13 protein-coding genes are annotated in these 16,767 nt (G+C 64.9%); 6 read left to right on the plus strand and 7 right to left on the minus strand.

The features are described 5' to 3' along the window. Nucleotides 1-101 precede the first annotated feature (101 nt). On the plus strand, nt 102-419 hold the full coding sequence (locus tag BMW87_RS22290; protein ID WP_093056107.1) for a DUF2917 domain-containing protein: 318 nt from the start codon (nt 102-104) through the stop codon (nt 417-419). Between the two features lie 105 nt (nt 420-524). On the opposite strand, the gene BMW87_RS22295 is transcribed toward BMW87_RS22290, so the two are convergent. After that, entirely contained in the window at nt 525-935 is a 411-nt protein-coding gene (locus BMW87_RS22295) for a BLUF domain-containing protein (protein ID WP_093078674.1), read from the minus strand. A 91-nt stretch (nt 936-1,026) separates the two neighbouring features. On the opposite strand from BMW87_RS22295, the gene BMW87_RS22300 reads away from it, so the two are divergent. Next, a complete protein-coding gene (locus BMW87_RS22300; protein WP_256216864.1) occupies nt 1,027-1,797 on the plus strand; it encodes a Crp/Fnr family transcriptional regulator in 771 nt (256 codons plus the stop codon). Nucleotides 1,798-1,812: 15 nt separating this feature from the next. Here BMW87_RS22300 and BMW87_RS22305 read toward each other — a convergent pair whose 3' ends face one another. Beyond that, entirely contained in the window at nt 1,813-2,667 is an 855-nt protein-coding gene (locus BMW87_RS22305) for a DUF6279 family lipoprotein (protein WP_256216865.1), read from the minus strand. A 31-nt stretch (nt 2,668-2,698) separates the two neighbouring features. On the opposite strand from BMW87_RS22305, the gene glmU reads away from it, so the two are divergent. After that, nucleotides 2,699-4,117, plus strand: coding sequence for a bifunctional UDP-N-acetylglucosamine diphosphorylase/glucosamine-1-phosphate N-acetyltransferase GlmU (gene glmU, locus BMW87_RS22310; protein WP_093078677.1), 1,419 nt, complete (start codon nt 2,699-2,701; stop codon nt 4,115-4,117). A gap of 114 nt (nt 4,118-4,231) precedes the next feature. Here glmU and BMW87_RS22315 read toward each other — a convergent pair whose 3' ends face one another. Beyond that, nucleotides 4,232-4,714 (minus strand): Lrp/AsnC family transcriptional regulator, encoded by a 483-nt coding sequence (locus tag BMW87_RS22315; protein ID WP_093078679.1) that lies wholly within the window; start codon nt 4,712-4,714, stop codon nt 4,232-4,234. Between the two features lie 138 nt (nt 4,715-4,852). Here BMW87_RS22315 and glmS point away from each other — a divergent pair, with 138 nt between their 5' ends. Next, nucleotides 4,853-6,733 (plus strand): glutamine--fructose-6-phosphate transaminase (isomerizing), encoded by a 1,881-nt coding sequence (gene glmS / locus BMW87_RS22320; RefSeq protein ID WP_093056097.1) that lies wholly within the window; start codon nt 4,853-4,855, stop codon nt 6,731-6,733. Nucleotides 6,734-6,937: 204 nt separating this feature from the next. Then, entirely contained in the window at nt 6,938-8,593 is a 1,656-nt protein-coding gene (locus BMW87_RS22325) for a lactonase family protein (RefSeq protein ID WP_177192825.1), read from the plus strand. A 548-nt stretch (nt 8,594-9,141) separates the two neighbouring features. On the opposite strand, the gene BMW87_RS22330 is transcribed toward BMW87_RS22325, so the two are convergent. From BMW87_RS22330 to BMW87_RS22355, 4 genes are all read right to left on the minus strand, one after another. Continuing rightward, a complete protein-coding gene (locus tag BMW87_RS22330; RefSeq protein ID WP_093078682.1) occupies nt 9,142-9,387 on the minus strand; it encodes a hypothetical protein in 246 nt (81 codons plus the stop codon). Beyond that, a complete protein-coding gene (locus BMW87_RS22335) occupies nt 9,384-13,835 on the minus strand; it encodes an RHS repeat-associated core domain-containing protein (protein WP_093078683.1) in 4,452 nt (1,483 codons plus the stop codon). Before BMW87_RS22335 ends, BMW87_RS22330 begins: the two co-directional genes overlap by 4 nt. Nucleotides 13,836-14,256: 421 nt before the next feature. Next, nucleotides 14,257-14,628, minus strand: coding sequence for a hypothetical protein (locus BMW87_RS22340; protein ID WP_093078685.1), 372 nt, complete (start codon nt 14,626-14,628; stop codon nt 14,257-14,259). 728 nt (nt 14,629-15,356) lie between these two features. Then, nucleotides 15,357-15,908 carry a hypothetical protein gene (locus BMW87_RS22355; protein ID WP_093078688.1) on the minus strand — a complete coding sequence of 184 codons (552 nt, stop codon included), beginning with the start codon at nt 15,906-15,908 and terminating at the stop codon, nt 15,357-15,359. A gap of 366 nt (nt 15,909-16,274) precedes the next feature. On the opposite strand from BMW87_RS22355, the gene BMW87_RS35360 reads away from it, so the two are divergent. Beyond that, entirely contained in the window at nt 16,275-16,532 is a 258-nt protein-coding gene (locus BMW87_RS35360) for a hypothetical protein (RefSeq protein WP_218149764.1), read from the plus strand. The last annotated feature ends 235 nt before the right edge of the window (nt 16,533-16,767 follow it).

A 16,767-nucleotide genomic window follows, 5' to 3' on the forward strand; every position in this document is an offset into this window, starting at 1 on the left:
TTTTCATTGGACCGCCAACGCCATAGAAACGATCATTCATTCCCGAACTGCGCTATTGCCACTTTCTGACAAGCGCTTCGGCAAAGCCAAGGAGTTACATCATGTCCACCGCCGTCTGCACCACCGAATCGCTCTCGTCCCTGTCCGTTCCCGCCCGCACCGCCGCCGTTCCGCCGGCCGTGCGTCGTGGTGCCTGGCAGATCGCGCCCGGCGAGGCGATGAGCCTGAAGGCGCGGGCGGCCAGCATTCTGCGGGTCAAGCAGGGCCGGGTGTGGATCACGCCCGATGCCACGCTCAAGAACCCCAGCGAAGACCTGGTGCTCGCACCCGGCGAATCGCTGACGGTGGCCGCGGGCCAGCGCATCGTCATGGAGGCGTGGGACGGCTACGGCGCGACCTACAGCTGGGACAACGCCTGAGCGATTGTTTTCCCTCCAAGTGCTGAAAAGGCGGCCTCGGCCGCCTTTTTCTTTTTGAAGCGTCTTTTGGGGTAGGCCGTCGGGCGGCCGCCTATTCAGTCCAATTCAACCGTTGATGTCGAAGCTGGGCACCAGGGCCAGAAAGTGCCGCAGCGCCGCCTCGCCAATCAGCACATGCACGCCGGCCATCAGGTCGGGGCCCTCGCATTCGGCCAGCCCCATGCCGAAACCGCTGTAGCGCCGGGCCGCCAGCGGGGCTTCGTAGACCACCCTGACGTCGACATGGCGCGGGTCTTCCTCGATCTGCCGCATCAGCGCGTCGATGGCTTCGGGCGGGCCTTCCAGGTGCTGGCAGAAACGCTGCCCGTCGAACACCAGCAGGCCGGTGATGTCGCGCTCCGCGTTGCGCATGCGCGCCCGGGAGGTGATCGAGCCCACGGTGCCCGGGGGCAGGTCCTGGGCGAGCGTGCTGCAGTAAAGCACTTCGTAAAGCGGGAGCCTTGGGTCTTCTGTCATGCGTCTTGGGGAGGAAAGCGGTGCGGAGTGTAGGCAGCCCCGAGACGCCGCGAAATGTCAAAAGACACAGGCGAAGCGCCTATAGTAAAGCGTGAAATTCGAGGACTACCCCGCTGCTGCAGCGCCTCCCCAGGGCGTGAATTCGTGCGACCAGTGCGCATTGCGACGGCTCGATGCCTTCCTGCCGCCTGCCGGCGAAGAGTTGCAGGCCATCCAGTCTTTCCGCGTCGGCACCCGGCGCGTGGAGGCGGGCAGTTCTATCATCGACGAGCACCGGCCGAGCCCGCAGCTCTTCACCCTCTATTCAGGCTGGGCCTTCCGCTACAAGACGCTGAGCGACGGACGGCGGCAGATACTGAGCTTTTTGCTGCCCGGCGATTTCCTCGGCCTGCAGGATGAGTTCGCCGAGGGCCAGACGCACGGCGTCGAGGCGGTGACCGACGTCACGCTGTGCGCCTTCTCGCGCGACCGGCTGTGGGACCTGTTCCATGCCCAGCCCAAGCTGGGCTACGACATCACCTGGCTTGCAGCGCGCGAGGAAAAGATGGTCGATGACAACCTCGTCACCACCGGCCGGCGCAATGCCGGCGAGCGCGTGGCCATGCTGCTGATGCACCTGTATCGCCGCGCGCAGCGCGTGGGCATGGTGCGCGACGGCTGGGTCGAGTTTCCGTTCAACCAGCAGCACATCGCCGATGCGCTGGGGCTGTCGCTGGTGCACACCAACAAGACGCTGCGGCGGCTGCAGCGGCTGGGGCTCTACAAGATCGACGCCGGCTGGCTGCGCATCATGGAGCCGCACGCGCTGGAAACGCTGGGCGACTACTTCGAGCGCCCGATGCGGCCTACGCCGCTGATCTGATCCGCCACACGGTCTTCAGCGCGTGGCCACCAGCTGGCGCAGGTCGCTCTCGTAGGCCTGCAGCCGGCGCACCGCCTGCGCGCGCTGGCTGGCCGTGGTGCCGTTGTGCAGCGCCGCCGTGTTGCGGCAACCCTCCTGCAGCAAGGCCTGCTGCTGGTCGCGCCAGGGTCCGGGCGGTGGTTCGGCGATGCGCTGGATGTAGCCATGCAGCGCCGCGCGCGCCTCGGCCGGCGACGGCTTGCTGGCCACGAAGCCGCGCAGCAGCACCAGCGCCTCCTGCTGGCGCTTGCGGCGCTCGGCGTCCGCCAGCCGCGGATCGAACACCGACTGCGCGACCTGCTGCTTCAGCAGCTCGCGCTGCTCCGTGCTGAGGCGGCCGTAGAAGTCCTCGGTGCGGTCGAGGAACTGGTCGTAGCGCTTTTCCTGCACCTGCGCCGGGGTGCGGTCGAGCCAGTCCTTGCGGTACTCGGCGTTGTTCTTCGCGTATTTGCGCTCCAGCTGCTGCAGCTGCACGTCGGTCAGGCTCAGTGCCAGCTCGGTGCCGGCGGGCTCGGCGCGTTCGGTAACGGCCAGCAGGCGCTCGCGGATGCGGTCGGCCATCGCGCAGACTTGCGCCGGCGTCACCTCGCCCGGCGCCAGCGCCTGCGCTTCCTGCAGCAGCGAGGCGATGCGCGGCAGCTCGTTCTGGCGGTGCCATGCCAGCAACTGGTCGAGCTCGTCGCGCACCTTGGGGGTCTGCGCGCCGTCGAAGTCCAGGTAGCCGTCGAGCCACCAGTAGCTCACCGTGGGCAGGTTGTTGTAAGCCAGCTTGATCGCGCTGCAGGCGCCCAGGGCGGCGGCGATGAGCAGCACGCCGATAATTCGGGCCACTGCAGCGCAACGAAATCGGGAAGAAAAACGCATGAATCAGACTCCGCAACAAGACAGCCGGGGGCCGGTCGACGTCGTCATCATGGCGGCCGGCAAGGGCACGCGCATGAAAAGCAGACTGCCCAAAGTGTTGCATCGATTGGGCGGCCGCGCATTGCTGGCCCATGTGACGGGCACCGCCGCACGCATCGGCGCGCGCGACGTGGTGGTCATCACCGGCCATGGCGCGGCCGAAGTCGAGGCCTCGCTGAACAGCGGCATCGAGGGCGCCACGCTGCGCTTTGCGCGCCAGGAGCCGCAGCTCGGCACCGGCCACGCAGTGCAGCAGGCCGCGCCGCTGCTGCCGGACGACGGCACGGTGGTCGTGCTGTCGGGCGACGTGCCGCTGATCGGCGAAGACACACTGCGCGCGCTCATCGCGGCCAGCGCGGGCAGCAAGCTGGCGCTGTTGACCATCGAATTCGACGACCCGAGCGGCTACGGCCGCGTCATCCGCGCGGCGGGTCAAGGCGAGGTCACCGCCATCGTCGAGCACAAGGACGCCACCGAAGCGCAGCGCGCCGTGCGCGAGATCTACAGCGGCGTGATGGCCGTGCCCGCGCGCCTGCTCAAGGGCTGGCTCGCGCGGCTGGACAACAAGAACGCCCAGGGCGAGTACTACCTGACCGACGTGGTGAAGTTCGCCGCCGCCGACGGCGTGCCCGTGGTCGCGCACATCACCACCGACGCACTGCAGGTGGCCGGCATCAACAGCCCGGCCCAGCTCGCGGCGCTCGAGCGCGCCTGGCAACTGCGCCAGGCGAATGCGCTGATGGAGCAGGGCGTGCGCCTGGCCGACCCGTCACGCTTCGACCTGCGCGGCACGCTGGATTGCGGGGCCGACGTGGAGATCGACGTCAACTGCGTGTTCGAAGGCGTGGTGTCGCTGGGCGAGGGCGTGCGCATCGGCGCGAACTGCGTCATTGCCAATGCGCGCATCGAGGCGGGCGCGGTGATTCATCCGTTCACGCATATCGAGGGCGAGAAGGCCGGCGTGACGGTGGGCGCGGGCTCGCTCATCGGCCCCTTCGCACGGCTGCGGCCCGGCGCACAACTGGGTGCCGAGGTACACATCGGCAATTTCGTAGAGGTCAAGAACTCGACGCTGGCTGCCGGCGCCAAGGCCAACCACCTGGCCTACCTGGGCGACGCCACCGTGGGCGAGCGAGTGAACTACGGGGCGGGCAGCATCACCGCCAACTACGACGGCGCCAACAAGCACCGCACCGTGATCGGCGACGACGTGCACGTGGGCAGCAACTGCGTGCTGGTGGCGCCCATAACCATCGGTGCGGGCGGCACCATCGGCGGCGGCTCGACCATCAACAAGTCGACCGAGCCGGGGGCGCTGACCGTGGCGCGGGGCAAGCAGGTGAGTTTTCCGAACTGGAAGCGCCCTCAGAAGAAATAGGCTCGCCCCCAGGCTGCGCGCACTTCGTGTCGCTTCGCCAACCCCCTGCCGGGGGCAACACCAGCGGCCCGGCAAAGCCGGTTCCGCGGTGTTCCGCGAAGAGGCACGAGAGCTTTATCGCAGCGGCAACCGGGGCTCGAATTTGGCGCGCTTGAGGCTGAAGAAGGCCTTGACGTTGCGCACGTTCGCGTCGGCCGTGAACAGGCGCTGCGTGAGTGCGCCGTAGTCGGGCATGTCGCGCGCGGCCACGACCAGCACGAAGTCCGGGCCCGGCGACACGCGCCAGCACTGCTGTACTGCGTCGTCGGCAATCACGCGCGTCTCGAAGGCGTCGAGCGAGGCGGCGTCCTGCCGGTCGAGCGAGATTTCGATCACCGCCTGCAGGCCGTGCCCCAGTACTGTGGCGAGCCGGTCGGGCGACAGCAGCGCGACCTGGCGTTCGATCAGGCCGACTTCGCGCAGCCTCTGCACGCGGCGCAGGCAGGTGGGCGGCGAGATGCCGACGTCCGCGGCCAGGCGCTGATTGGTCTGCGAGGCGTCGCGCTGGAGCGCGTCAAGCAGGCGCAGGTCGATTGAATCCAGGGAGATTGCTTCCATATTAGAAGAAATTATGGAATAAAAGTCCAAATCAAAGAAATGGAGAAATAAAAGTCCGAAATCAACAAAATTTCGAATGCATATTTCTTCCATGCCTTCCTACCATCGAGGCTCTTCTTCTTTCAAAGGCAGCTCACCATGTGCGGCATCGTCGGGGCAGCGTCCCATCGCAACATCGTTCCGGTCCTGGTCCAGGGCCTCCAGCGGCTCGAATACCGCGGCTATGACTCGTGCGGCGTGGCGGTGCATGCCGGTGGCCTGACGCGGGCGCGCACCACTTCGCGCGTGGCCGATCTCGTGGCGCAGGTGCGCGACGACAAGGTCGAGGGCCTCACCGGCATCGCCCACACGCGCTGGGCCACGCACGGCGCGCCGGCCGTGCACAACGCGCACCCGCATTTCAGCCACGGCCCCGGCGCCGATGCGCAGACCGCGCGGCCGGGCCGCATCGCGCTCGTGCACAACGGCATCATCGAAAACCACGAAACACTGCGCGCCGCGCTCGAAGCCAAGGGCTACGCCTTCGAGAGCCAGACCGACACCGAGGTCATCGCCCACTTGGTCGATAGCCTCTACGACGGTGACCTGTTCGAAGCCGTGAAGGCCGCCGTGCTGCAACTGCACGGCGCCTACGCCATTGCCGTGATCTGCCGCGACGAGCCGCAGCGCGTGGTCGGTGCGCGTGCGGGCTCGCCGCTGATCCTCGGCGCCGGCAAGGACGGCGCAGAGAACTTCCTCGCCAGCGACGCGATGGCCCTGGCCGGCGTGACCGACCAGATCGTCTATCTGGAAGAAGGCGACGTGGTCGACGTGCAGCCGGGCAAGTACTGGATCGTCGACAAGAACCACAAGCCGGTTACCCGCCAGGTGCGCACCGTGCTCGCCCACAGCGGCGCGGCCGAGCTCGGCCCCTACCGCCACTACATGCAGAAGGAAATCTTCGAGCAGCCGCGCGCCATCGGCGACACGCTCGAAGGCGTGGCAGGCATCGTGCCCGAGCTGTTCGACGGCATCGGCCAGGACGGTGCGACCGGCGCGAGCGCATATCGCGTGTTCCAGGACATCGACAAGATCCTCATCCTCGCCTGCGGCACCAGCTACTACAGCGGCTGCACCGCCAAGTACTGGCTCGAAGGCATCGCGAAGATCTCCACGCAGGTCGAGATCGCGAGCGAATACCGCTACCGCGACTCCGTGCCCGACCCGAAGACGCTGGTCGTCACCATCAGCCAGTCCGGCGAAACGGCTGACACGCTGGCCGCGCTGAAGCATGCGCGCTCGCTCGGCATGGAGCAGACGCTGACCATCTGCAACGTCGCCACCAGCGCGATGGTGCGCGAGTGCAAGCTGGCGTACATCACGCGCGCAGGCGTCGAAATCGGCGTGGCGTCGACCAAGGCCTTCACCACGCAGCTCGCGGGCCTCTTCCTGCTCACGCTCGCCATCGCGCAAGCCAAGGGCCGGCTGAGCGATGCCGACGAGGCACGCTACCTGAAGGAAATGCGCCACCTGCCGGTTGCGTTGCAGTCGGTGCTGGCGCTGGAGCCGCAGATCATCGGCTGGGCCGAAGACTTCGCGCGCAAGGACAACGCGTTGTTCCTCGGCCGCGGGCTGCACTACCCGATCGCGCTCGAAGGCGCGCTCAAGCTCAAGGAAGTGACCTACATCCACGCCGAGGCCTATGCCGCCGGCGAACTCAAGCACGGCCCGCTCGCGCTGGTGACGAGCGAGATGCCCGTGGTGGCCGTCGCACCCAACGACGCACTGCTCGAAAAGCTCAAGAGCAACCTGCAGGAAGTGCGCGCGCGCGGCGGCGTGCTCTACGTGCTGGCCGACGGCGACACGAAGATCAAGAGCAGCGACGGGCTGCACGTGATCCGCATGCCCGAGCACTACGGCGCGCTCTCGCCGATCCTGCATGTGGTGCCGCTGCAGTTGCTGGCGTATCACACGGCGTGTGCGCGGGGGACCGATGTCGACAAGCCGCGGAATCTGGCCAAGAGCGTGACTGTGGAGTGATCCGGAGACAGCGCATTAAAGTCCGAGACAACTACCGGTCGCTGGCCGGTTTCGGCTAGTTCGATGTGCTTCCCAGGCGTCGCCATGCCTCGACATCTAAACAACACGCGGTAAGCCCGCCGACCGGCGGGAGTGCAAATGGAACGGCGTGCCGCTAACATCGCCCCCGCCCGTTTGTTGCCGGAGGTAAGAAAAATGCCCGCGATGCCGCTCGTTACCCGTCTTCGCCTTGCCGTGTTCGTCCTCGTGCCGCTCGCGCTCGCTTCGTGCGGCGGCGGTGGGGGTGGCGGTGGCTTCTCCTTCTTTCCCTTGCCTCCCGGCGGCAACAATCCGCCGCCCGCGGCCGACGCGAAGTACACGGTGGGCGGCAGCGTCAGCGGCCTGCTCGGCAGCGGGCTCGTGCTGCAACTGGCCGGCTCGTCCGATGTGGCCGTGGCCGCCAACGGCGCTTTCGTCTTCAGCGAAAAACTCGACAAGGGCGCGAGCTACGCGGTGAGCGTTAAGCAGCAGCCCTCGAACCCGTCGCAGACCTGCACCGTGAACAACGCGTCCGGCACCATCGGCGATGCCGACGTGGGCAACGTGGCGGTGGTCTGCGCCACCACGAGCCAGAAAGTGAGCGTCGCCGTCACGGGCCTCGACGCGGCCGGCGGGCTGGTGCTGCAGAACAACGCGGGCGACGACCTCGCCGTGAACGCCGACGGCACCTTCAGCTTCACGACGCCGGTGGCGGTCGGCGCCGATTACGGCGTGACGGTAAAGACACAACCCACCGCGCTCCAGGTGTGCATCGCGAAGCAGGCCTTCGGCACGGTGACCACGGCGCCCGTTGCCGCGGTGACGATCGCCTGCACGACGCCCGGTGCCGATCGATTCGCCTTCACCGCCGACGAGGGGACGAGCAGTGTGTCGATGTACACCGTTGGTTCCGATGGCAGCCTCTCGAGTGTCGGCCGCTTCCCCGTGGGCGGGACGCCGCAGCATGTGACCACGCACCCTTCGAAGCCGTACATCTACGCCAGCAACATCTCGGGCGCCACCAGGGGCGTCATCCAGTACACCATCGACACCACCACCGTTCCCACGGGCACGCTGACACAGCAGCGCGCCATCACTGCCGGTGTCGGAACGACCCCGTATTTCGTCGGTATCGCGCCCAACGGCCAGCACGCCTACGTGATCGGGGACGGGATGCTGCACCGGCTGGACGTCGATGCCAACACCGGCGACCTCACCGGCGGCACGGCCGTCGCCGGTGGCACCAGCCGCAAGATCGGCCTGGACCCCCAAGGCCGCTTCGCGTTCGTGGTGGTCAACAGCACCTCCCTGGCTACGTTCCGCCTGGACCCGGCCACAGGCGAGCCGATCTCTCCGCCCGCGTCGGTCGTGCTGCCCTCCAACAGCGGACTCACCGACATTGCCATCGAGCCCACGGGCCGCTTCGCCTATGCCAACGTCGGCAACAACCCCGGCACGTTGCTCGCCTACTCGATCGACGCGACCACTGGCGCGCTGACCCAGATCGGCTCGGTCCCCGCTGGCGACACGCCCTTTGGCATGGCAGTCGATCCGAGCGGCCGCTTCCTGTACGCGGCGAACAGAAACTCCAACAACGTCTCGGCGTACAGCATCGACCCACGAACCGGCGCGCTCACGCCAGTGCCGGGCCAGCCTTTCGCGGCGGGCAGCGTACCCAACTCCGTGACCGTGGACCGCACGGGCCGCTTCGCCTATACGGCCAACCAGGCCAGCAACACGATCACCCTCTTCACGATCGACAGGACGACCGGCTCGCTCGGTACAGGGGTCAGCCTCCCGTCCACGGGCGGCGGGCCGCAATTCCTCGCGCTCACCAAATAGAGGGCGCCCGCAGCCTGTACAGGGAAAGGATCGCGCTTGACGGGTAGGACCCTCCAGGCGACTTCCCCTCACCGTGCTCTCTCCTAAGGCTGGTCAGTTCCGGACTTTAATGCTGGTGCATCGCGCAAGCGAACTGTTTTCTAGACCGCGTCCCAGACTTCAAGGCGCTGCCTCAGTCCGACAAATGCACGGGCGAGCGCGAGCCTGTCTCGGACATTAATGGCAAGGAACACGTGCGCCTCCTCTTGTAATCTTTCGCCGACTCTCCGTTCGACCAACTGGGATCTTGGACTGTGGCGCATGTTGATTTCCATCTCGAAGCGCCCCAGTTTTCCGTGAGGCGTTGAGCCGCATGCAGCATTCAGCCTGCCTGATGAACAATGCTCAGGAAGGACATTGCAACGGGTCAACGCTCGATGGAAATGTGGGTCGAGCGAGGGCGGAAATCCACAGCCATTCCGATAAATCCCAGAACAAGACCGAACACGGCACTTCGTCGGCCAAAGAAAGGCAACCGACTCGCCTCGTAACAGCATCGACGCCTCCGGCTACTGATCGCCGTCGCCTTTCGATTCGCGCGAACGCCTGGGGATGAAGAAGGAGGAAACGACCATGGCCAAGCCAACAAGCACGACCAAGTACTTCCCTCCCCAAGGGTCGATGAGACGTGTCAGCCAGTAGAAGAAATAAGGAAGCGGTGACTTCATCCCACCGCTATGCGTTGGCAAACCTTCTGGCATGCCCATCGCGATGGCGATCAGTGCGCAACCAGTGAAGAACAAGATTCCTTTCATCGCCGGAGCAATCTGGTACCGGAGCGCCAGTTGTCTTTCACGTCCTTCGCGTTGCTATAGGGATCGATGCTCGGATCGTACGGAAGCTGAAACGCGGGATCTCTGCCCGCCGATATACAGCGACACCCCGCAGGCGCATCGGCGGTGGAGCGTGCAGGAGGCAGAAAGTCCGTCGAACTCTTGATGTCATTGGGCCTGCAGACCGATCCGCTCGAGCAATCCCACTGGACACATGGCAAATCCAAGGGAGCCCCTGGGTATGCAGGGTTGGGGGTCTGGGTCATGTTTGCCCCAGCCTCATACGCAGCACTGCGTGGAAGATTGCTCTGCGGTGTCTGGATGGACCCGGGGCCATGCCGTTCCCACTGGCGTCGGTTGTAGGCGTTGCCTCCCGGCGTCGCCTGCCGCAGGTTCCTCAGGCCTTCCGGATCCGTGAAGCCCAGCGGATTCGCATCGACATAGCCGAACCGATTCCACCCACCATCCAGCCCGATCGGGTCCGGCTGGCTGTAGCGCCCCAACCTCGCGTCGTAGCTGCGAAAGTAGTTGTAGAACAGTCCCGACTCCTCGTCCGCGTACTGCCCCGGATACCGCAGGTTGAACTTCACTTCTGCGATGTTCGTGGTGCCTGGATTCGGTGTCACCTCCAGATTGGCGAACCGGTTCTTCGCCAGCGTCGGCTTGTCTTCTCCGAACGCGCTGTAGCCCCATTGCCAGACTGCCTGTCCGGTCGCATCGGTGAGCTTGCGCGGCGTGTTCAGGTGATCGCTGTGCACCGCATACGTGGTGCCATTGACCACGGCGACGATCGGCATCGGCCCATTGGCTGTCGGCAGGTAGATGTACTGCGCCTCGCCCGAACTGTTCGTGCCGCCGCTGCCCACCTCCGCAATCAGGCTGCCCTGTTCGTCGTAGACATAGGCGTAGCCGAGTTGCTCGGCTTGTGTCGTGGTCGGGCTCCACAGCTTGGTGAAGAACGCCACGAGACTGTTCCAGAAGCCGGGGTCGTTCTCATCGCCCTGGCTGGGCGGATACAGCGGTTCGGTCTTGAACACGCGCTGGCCCAAGGCGTTGTGCGCGTAGCGCGTGGTCGGGCTGACATCGTTGGCGCCCGTGGTGGCCGTGGCCAGGCGGCCTTCCGCGTCGTAGCCATAGCTTCTGAGGCCATCGCTCGTCAGGTCGCCGTTGGCGTTGTAGCCATAGGCGACGCTGGTGCTGCTGGTGCCGTTGATGGTCTGGCTGAAGCCGGCGAGGCGGTTGCTGCCCGGCTCCAGGGTGTAGCCGCGGCTGGTGGTCTGGCCTGCCAGAACCCGGGTACTCGCCATCCGGTTGCCGTTGGCGTCATAACTGAAGCTGGCGCTGTCGCCAGGACCAGTGAAGCTGACGATGCGGCCCGTCGCGCTGTAACCGACTATCCAGGTGTTGTCGGCCACTGCAATGGTGCTGTGAGCCGGATCGCTGTCGGCAGGGCCCCACAGGTTCTGCGTAAGGCTGCCGATGCGCCCGGCCGCGTCGTAGGTGTAGCTGCTGAACTCGGTTTGGGTGAGACGCGCGGCGCTGTCGTAGCTGCGGTTGGCCGCGAGCTTCGGGCTGGTGCTGGTGAAGGCCCAGTTCCAACCCGTGGGCTGGCCCAGGGCATTCCAGGTGACGGCGTCGATCAGCGGGGCACCGTTCCAGCCGAGTTGCACGAGGCGGCCGGTCGTGTCGTAGAAGTGGCTGAGCACGCCACCGCCCGGATACGTGACGCTGGCGAGTTGGCCGGTGGCGGTGTTGTAGGTATAGGCAACTTGCTGAACGCTGCCCGTAGTTGTGCCTGTCGCCAGGGTTTGCTTCTTGAGAGTGACGCGCCCGTGGATGTCTCGCGTGTACTCCGTGATGCCGGAGCGGTCGATGATCTCGCTGAGGTAGCCCTTGCTGTTGGTGCTCAGGTCGTAGCGCAAGGTCGTGGTCTTGCCGTCGGCGAAGACGAGGCTGGTCGGACGTCCCAGCTCATCGCGGGTGATGCTCGTGGCCTGGCCGAGCGCATCGATGATCTGGCTGGGCAGGCCGAGGGCGTCGTACTGGCTGCTGCGAGGGCCACTGTCGGCGCTGGCTTCTGCGGTGGCGTTGCCCAGCGCGTCGCGGCTGTAGCTGGTGGCGATGGCGTTGAAGTCGCTGGCCTGGGTGACGGCATCGAGCTCGTTGTAGCCGAGGCCGGCACTGGCGTTGGCCGCGTCAGTGATGGTCTTGACGCGGGCCAGCGCGTCGAGGCTCCAGCTCATGGTCTGGTTCAGCCCATTGGTCTGGGCGATGCGATCACCACTCGCGTCGTAGCTGAAGCTCTCGTTCTGATTGGTCCCTTGCGTCTGGGTGGCGACGCGGTTGAGCTTGTTGATCGTGCGCGCAGTCGTCCACGCGATCGAGCCGGAACTGTTGAGTGTCTGCTCCGTCAGGCGGTTGCCGGCCGCATCGAGGGTGTAGGTGCCGCTCTCGCCACGGTTGTTGCTCCAGCCGGTCAGGCGTTGCGCAGCGTCATAGGTGTAGCTGGTGACCAGCCCGGTCGGCAGCGAGGTGGTCGCAATCGTGCCGGTGGGGTGATAGGTCAGGGTCGTGGTCTGGCCAGGTCCCGTGCCCACGGTGCGCGTGAGCAGCCGGTCGTACGCATCCCACATGAAAGTGGTGACCAGGCCGTTCGGGTCCGTCTGACTCGTGAGGCGATTGGCCGTGTCGTAGGTGTAGGCGGTGATGTGGCCCAGCGCGTTGGTCGCGCTCTGCACATTCCCGCGGGTGTCGTACGCGTAGGTGGTGACAGCACCATTGGCTTCGGTGTGCGTATGGACCAGGCCTTCGGTCGTGTAGGTCCGCTGGCTCGTGCGAGCGGTGCCGGATGTGCCGCCGGTGTCAGTGATCGTCTCGGTGAGCAGCTTGCCGCTGGTGTCGTAGGTGTACGCCGCCTCCTGGCCGGTCCGCGCGATGAGCGTGGGCACCGGTAGCGTGGCGTCCCAGGTCGTGGCAATGGCTCTTTGCTCGGGTGCGCCGAGCGCTTCCGTGCGCGAAGCCTCCAGGCCGCGGGTGTTGTAGGTGAAGCTGGTGACGCTGCCGGTCGCATTGGTCTGACTCGACAGCAGGCCTCGGGCGTCGTAGGTGAACGACGAGTTGCTGGCCGGGCAGCCCGGTGCCGGCTCGCCCTGGATCTGGGAGATGCGCTTGACGCCATTGACGACGACGTAGTGATAGGTCGTGGCCCGGCCCACCGGATCGGTCACGGTCGTCGTGCCGTTGGCGTTGTAGGCCACTTGCGTGAGCCCGGCATTGCCTGCGTGCGTGGTGCTCGTTGCGCGACCCAGCGAGTCGTAGGCGTAGGTGGCGAAGCGCACACCCAGTTCATCGGTCACGCCCGTGAGAAAACGTGGGTTCGCGGCGTTCTCGTAGTGGTACGTGCGGCTCGTCACATTCGAGCCGGCCGTCTTGGTGACGGAAGTAAGCCGGTTGGCAGTGTCGTAGTTGTAGGCGACGCTGAAGTTGGGCGTGGTCAGCGTACGCGGCTGGAAGTGGGCGTCCTCCGTGTAGCCGATGCTGTTGCCGAATCCGTCCGTCACGGTCACGGCGCCGTTGGTGCCGTAGGACAGGCTGTGATACCAGCCATCGGGATGGGTCTGCTTCGTCAGGCGACCGGTGGTGTTGAACTCGTACCGGGTGTTGTCCACGTCGACATAAAGCCAGCCCGTGCTCGTTTGTGTGAGCGTGCCGAGCTCGTCCGCATCGGGCGTGATGGTCGAGCCGCTGCGTGCGAACGGCGATTCCCGTCCGTTCGCATGGAGCAGCACCGCCTCGGTCGCACTGATCCTCAGGCGCATGGCGTACGAGTAGCGCCAGTAGCCGTCGGCGCTGTTGAAGATGCGTGCGAACCGCAGAGGATAGTGCGTGGACGCGCTGCGGAAGTCTTCTTCCTCCTGCACCTTGTTGCCCATCGCGAAGTTGATGGGGTTGCCCGTGCACGACTGCGGTCCGTTGCGCTCGGTGCCGTCGCCCTTGTTCTTGCGCGGAATGACGTCGGAGGTGTCGTAGTAGACCGTCATGTAGTCCGACGCGCTGCATCCGCCGACGCTGCCGGAGACTGCCAGGTAGTTCGGGCCGGAACGCAGCGTGACGGGCACGCCGCGTCCTTCCAGGAACGACACGACGGCGGTGAAGGACCCGGAGTAGCTGAAGAACGGCGAACCGTTGAGCGTGGCGGTCACGGTGCCGGCGTCACCGGTGGTGGCATCGCCGCCGCCGGTCCCAAACACCGTGATGTTGGGCGAGGTGACCTTCGCGCCCTTGCTGGGCGATGTGAAGTTCAGTGAGCAGGCCGCCTGGGCCCATCCGGAAACGCCCAGCAGGGTGAGTACTGCAGCGCCTTGCAGGGCGAGTCGCTTGAGCTGGCGATGGTTGAAGCTGCCGTGCGCGGCAGTCGCGTCGAAATGCATGCGTGACCCTCGTTAATTCTTTTGAATTCGGATGCATTGCGCTGTGTGGCAATGATCGGAACGAGCGTAACGACATGTTCAATGAAGCAATCAAATGTCCATTTCTGGCTTCTGTGATTGCTCCTCGAAAGGATTACTTTGGCCTCCTTGAGATCTCATCGGAGGTATCGAGGTCGCGCCTCACAAGACGGCAGGTATCGTTTTACAGAACCTCCGCACAGACTCCACGTTGGCTTCGATGGGGGCGCGCACACTGCCTCTCGACAGCGGTTCGGCGCTGGTAGAGGCCAGGGAGAAAAAAGCCGCTCAGGGACCCGCCTCGATGCCGACCGCTGTCGCTCTTCATGCTTGGTCAGCTTGCAGGCATGTATTGCTTGAGCGACGGCGGCTCAAAAACTATGCACACCGATGACCCCGAAGATCAGTCACGATCTTCGTAGTAGCGGCGGTGCTGCTCGCGCTCCCATTGCCGGCGGCGCCATTCACGACGCTCCGCGCGACGCTCTTCCCATCGCTCTGCACGACGTTCCTCCCAATGAGAGCGAGGCTCGTAGTAGACAGGTGCCGGAACGGAGTACACCGGCTGTGCAGGCTGATAGTAGGTCGGGGCTGGACGTGAATAAACAGGCTCGGGCGCGTAGTAGACCGGTGCGGGCTCGCTCACGACCACGCCGGGTACGCTGACGCCAATGGACCAACTCGTGCCCGCATTGGCCGATGCGGCGATAAACAAGGTACCGGCGGCAACGAAACCCGCAGCAGCTAGCTTGAAAACGGTTCGCGAAAACGTCATTTCATCTCCTGGAGAGCGAGAAATCGCCCTGATGCGTATCCAACGCCCTGTCGTGCGACGCCGCGCACATCGCTACGGTGAAGAACGTTCCCAAATGTCACGTTGTAAGCCGGAGCTGGCGCGTCAGCGAGCTTCCGGATGCTCTCTTTGATGTGCCCGTGCTCTGGGTCCACGGCCACACGCATCAGCAATGCGACTATCGAGTCCGGTCTTGCCGCGTCGTGCGCAACCCGCGCGGCTACGTGAACTGGAGTGGCAGGGTTGAGAACAAGGCGTTCGATCCTGGTTTGGTCATCGATGTGCCAGACTTCGCCGCTCCCGCTCGTGTCAGGCCTGAGTGAGCATGGCACGGTCGCCGAGGTTGCTGCAGCGCGGCTGGAACGCGAAGAGAGGCCCGTGCTTGATGAGAACTTGAGCACAGACATCGACAACCAAGCCAAGGCGAGAAAAAGGGAACTAGAGGAATCCCAAGTGAACGAACGCCAGCACCAGGGAGGCCCCAACGGCACTCCCGAGGCACGCCGACGTCACGATGTGCGCCCCGATCTCGATTCGCACAGTTTGCACCGCCGATCGCAGTCGCGGGACACGGCCGAGTGCGCGCTCGCATTGCCTCATGTTTTGGGCGAGGCTCGCGATGTCGTTCTCGACCAAGTCATTCGTGGTCGACCAGAGACGATTGGGCTTGCAGGCTTCCACAGTGAAGCATCCTTCAGCGTTCCCCAGATTCAGCTCTTCCCAAACTTTGTCTTGGCGGCGGCCGCGCAACTTGCCTTGGCATCACCCGACATACTGTCGCACTTCTCGGTAGCGACCTTGTAGTCGGCATCGCGCTTTGCCTGGCTGGCGTCGACCTTGGCCTCACCGATTTCCTTGCCCATCTTGGCGTTGGCCAGCGCCTTGGTCTTGAGAGCCTTGGCCTCCTGGACGCACACGTCCTTGGCATTGCCCGACTGGTCATCGCACTTTTCCTTGGCGACTGCATAGCCCGCCTCCGCCTTCGCAACCAGCACCTTGTTCCGGTCGCTGGACTTGGCGGTATGGCCGTACTTCAGTTCGGCGCGCGCAGCTTTCTCTTTGGCCTTGGCTTCTTCGATGCAGATGTCCTTGGCGTTGTCAGCCAAGAGGACGCACGCCGCCTTGTCGGCCTTGACGTCCGCGCTGATGCGAGTCTTGCCGGCCTGATACTCGGCCTTGGTCATCGTCGCTGCCTGTGCCATTGGCAGTACCAGCATGACGACAACAAGAATCGAAGTCTTGATATTGAAAAGCGTGTTCATATGAACCTTTCTTTGCCCTCAAAATTAGAGGTCGCAATGCATTCACTGCGCGCTTGCTGAAGCGCCCGGCAAAGTGTGCAAGACCTTTTGCGCTCCATATTTGTAGATGGTCGAGTGCGTCTAGTCTGTGCGATACCAAACATGCGCGCCCGCTGCGACCTGGCCCTCCGCCTTGGTCAACGCGCGCTTCGGCATAGAACGCATGGCACGCCCCAGTCTTCGTCGGCGACGGCCTCGAGGCAATGCAGGGCGGTGAGCGCGGGCGGTGTTTGGACCAGACCCTGAACGGTGACGCATAGGCGCGGTATCGAACAGACTTCGACCGCGGCCACTGCTACTGTGGCTTCATGTCGATAGGCCCTCGCCATGTCACTTTCCTTGTTTGCTGCCGAAACGTTGGTATTTGACTATCTGAACGGACGCGTCCTGCCAAGCACGCTGCACCGCGCTGTCGTGCTTGCAGTCGAGACAAGGCTGATGAACGGGTTGATGCCGGTACTGGACGCGACCCTATGCACCGAGATGGAAGACCATGCCACTGCACTGCCCCCCTGGTCTTCTGAATCCGTCCTGAGAGCCACACAGGAACGCCTGAGAATTCTCCGCTCGCTATCGGAGACATGAGGGCGGACCGCTTTCGCGGCAACCCCGTAGTCTTCATGCAGCAGGCGAGTTACCGCGCAGCGCCGGATTCGTCGTCAACTGCAGGATGGCCTTGAGCGTCGCGCCGACGCGCGCCTCCCGTTGTGAGCGGGAACGACGATGCCGATTACCGGATGCCCTCACGCTCAGCCACCGAGCGGCCATCGCGTGTCCAGACCTGGAGCACGAAGTCGTCTTCCTCATGGAACGCCAGGCG

The organism is Variovorax sp. OV084 (genome assembly GCF_900111625.1).
GTDB lineage: Bacteria > Pseudomonadota > Gammaproteobacteria > Burkholderiales > Burkholderiaceae_C > Variovorax.

What these genes read in the sequence shown, in the direction of transcription:
- BMW87_RS22315 (WP_093078679.1), bottom strand. Translation starts at nt 4,714, where the DNA reads ATGGAAGCAATCTCCCTGGATTCAATCGACCTGCGCCTGCTTGACGCG.
- BMW87_RS22330 (WP_093078682.1), bottom strand. Translation starts at nt 9,387, where the DNA reads ATGAAAGGAATCTTGTTCTTCACTGGTTGCGCACTGATCGCCATCGCG.
- BMW87_RS22355 (WP_093078688.1), bottom strand. Translation starts at nt 15,908, where the DNA reads ATGAACACGCTTTTCAATATCAAGACTTCGATTCTTGTTGTCGTCATG.
- BMW87_RS22325 (WP_177192825.1), top strand. Translation starts at nt 6,938, where the DNA reads ATGCCGCTCGTTACCCGTCTTCGCCTTGCCGTGTTCGTCCTCGTGCCG.
- glmU (WP_093078677.1), top strand. Translation starts at nt 2,699, where the DNA reads ATGAATCAGACTCCGCAACAAGACAGCCGGGGGCCGGTCGACGTCGTC.
- BMW87_RS22340 (WP_093078685.1), bottom strand. Translation starts at nt 14,628, where the DNA reads ATGACGTTTTCGCGAACCGTTTTCAAGCTAGCTGCTGCGGGTTTCGTT.
- BMW87_RS35360 (WP_218149764.1), top strand. Translation starts at nt 16,275, where the DNA reads ATGTCACTTTCCTTGTTTGCTGCCGAAACGTTGGTATTTGACTATCTG.
- glmS (WP_093056097.1), top strand. Translation starts at nt 4,853, where the DNA reads ATGTGCGGCATCGTCGGGGCAGCGTCCCATCGCAACATCGTTCCGGTC.
- BMW87_RS22335 (WP_093078683.1), bottom strand. Translation starts at nt 13,835, where the DNA reads ATGCATTTCGACGCGACTGCCGCGCACGGCAGCTTCAACCATCGCCAG.
- BMW87_RS22290 (WP_093056107.1), top strand. Translation starts at nt 102, where the DNA reads ATGTCCACCGCCGTCTGCACCACCGAATCGCTCTCGTCCCTGTCCGTT.
- BMW87_RS22295 (WP_093078674.1), bottom strand. Translation starts at nt 935, where the DNA reads ATGACAGAAGACCCAAGGCTCCCGCTTTACGAAGTGCTTTACTGCAGC.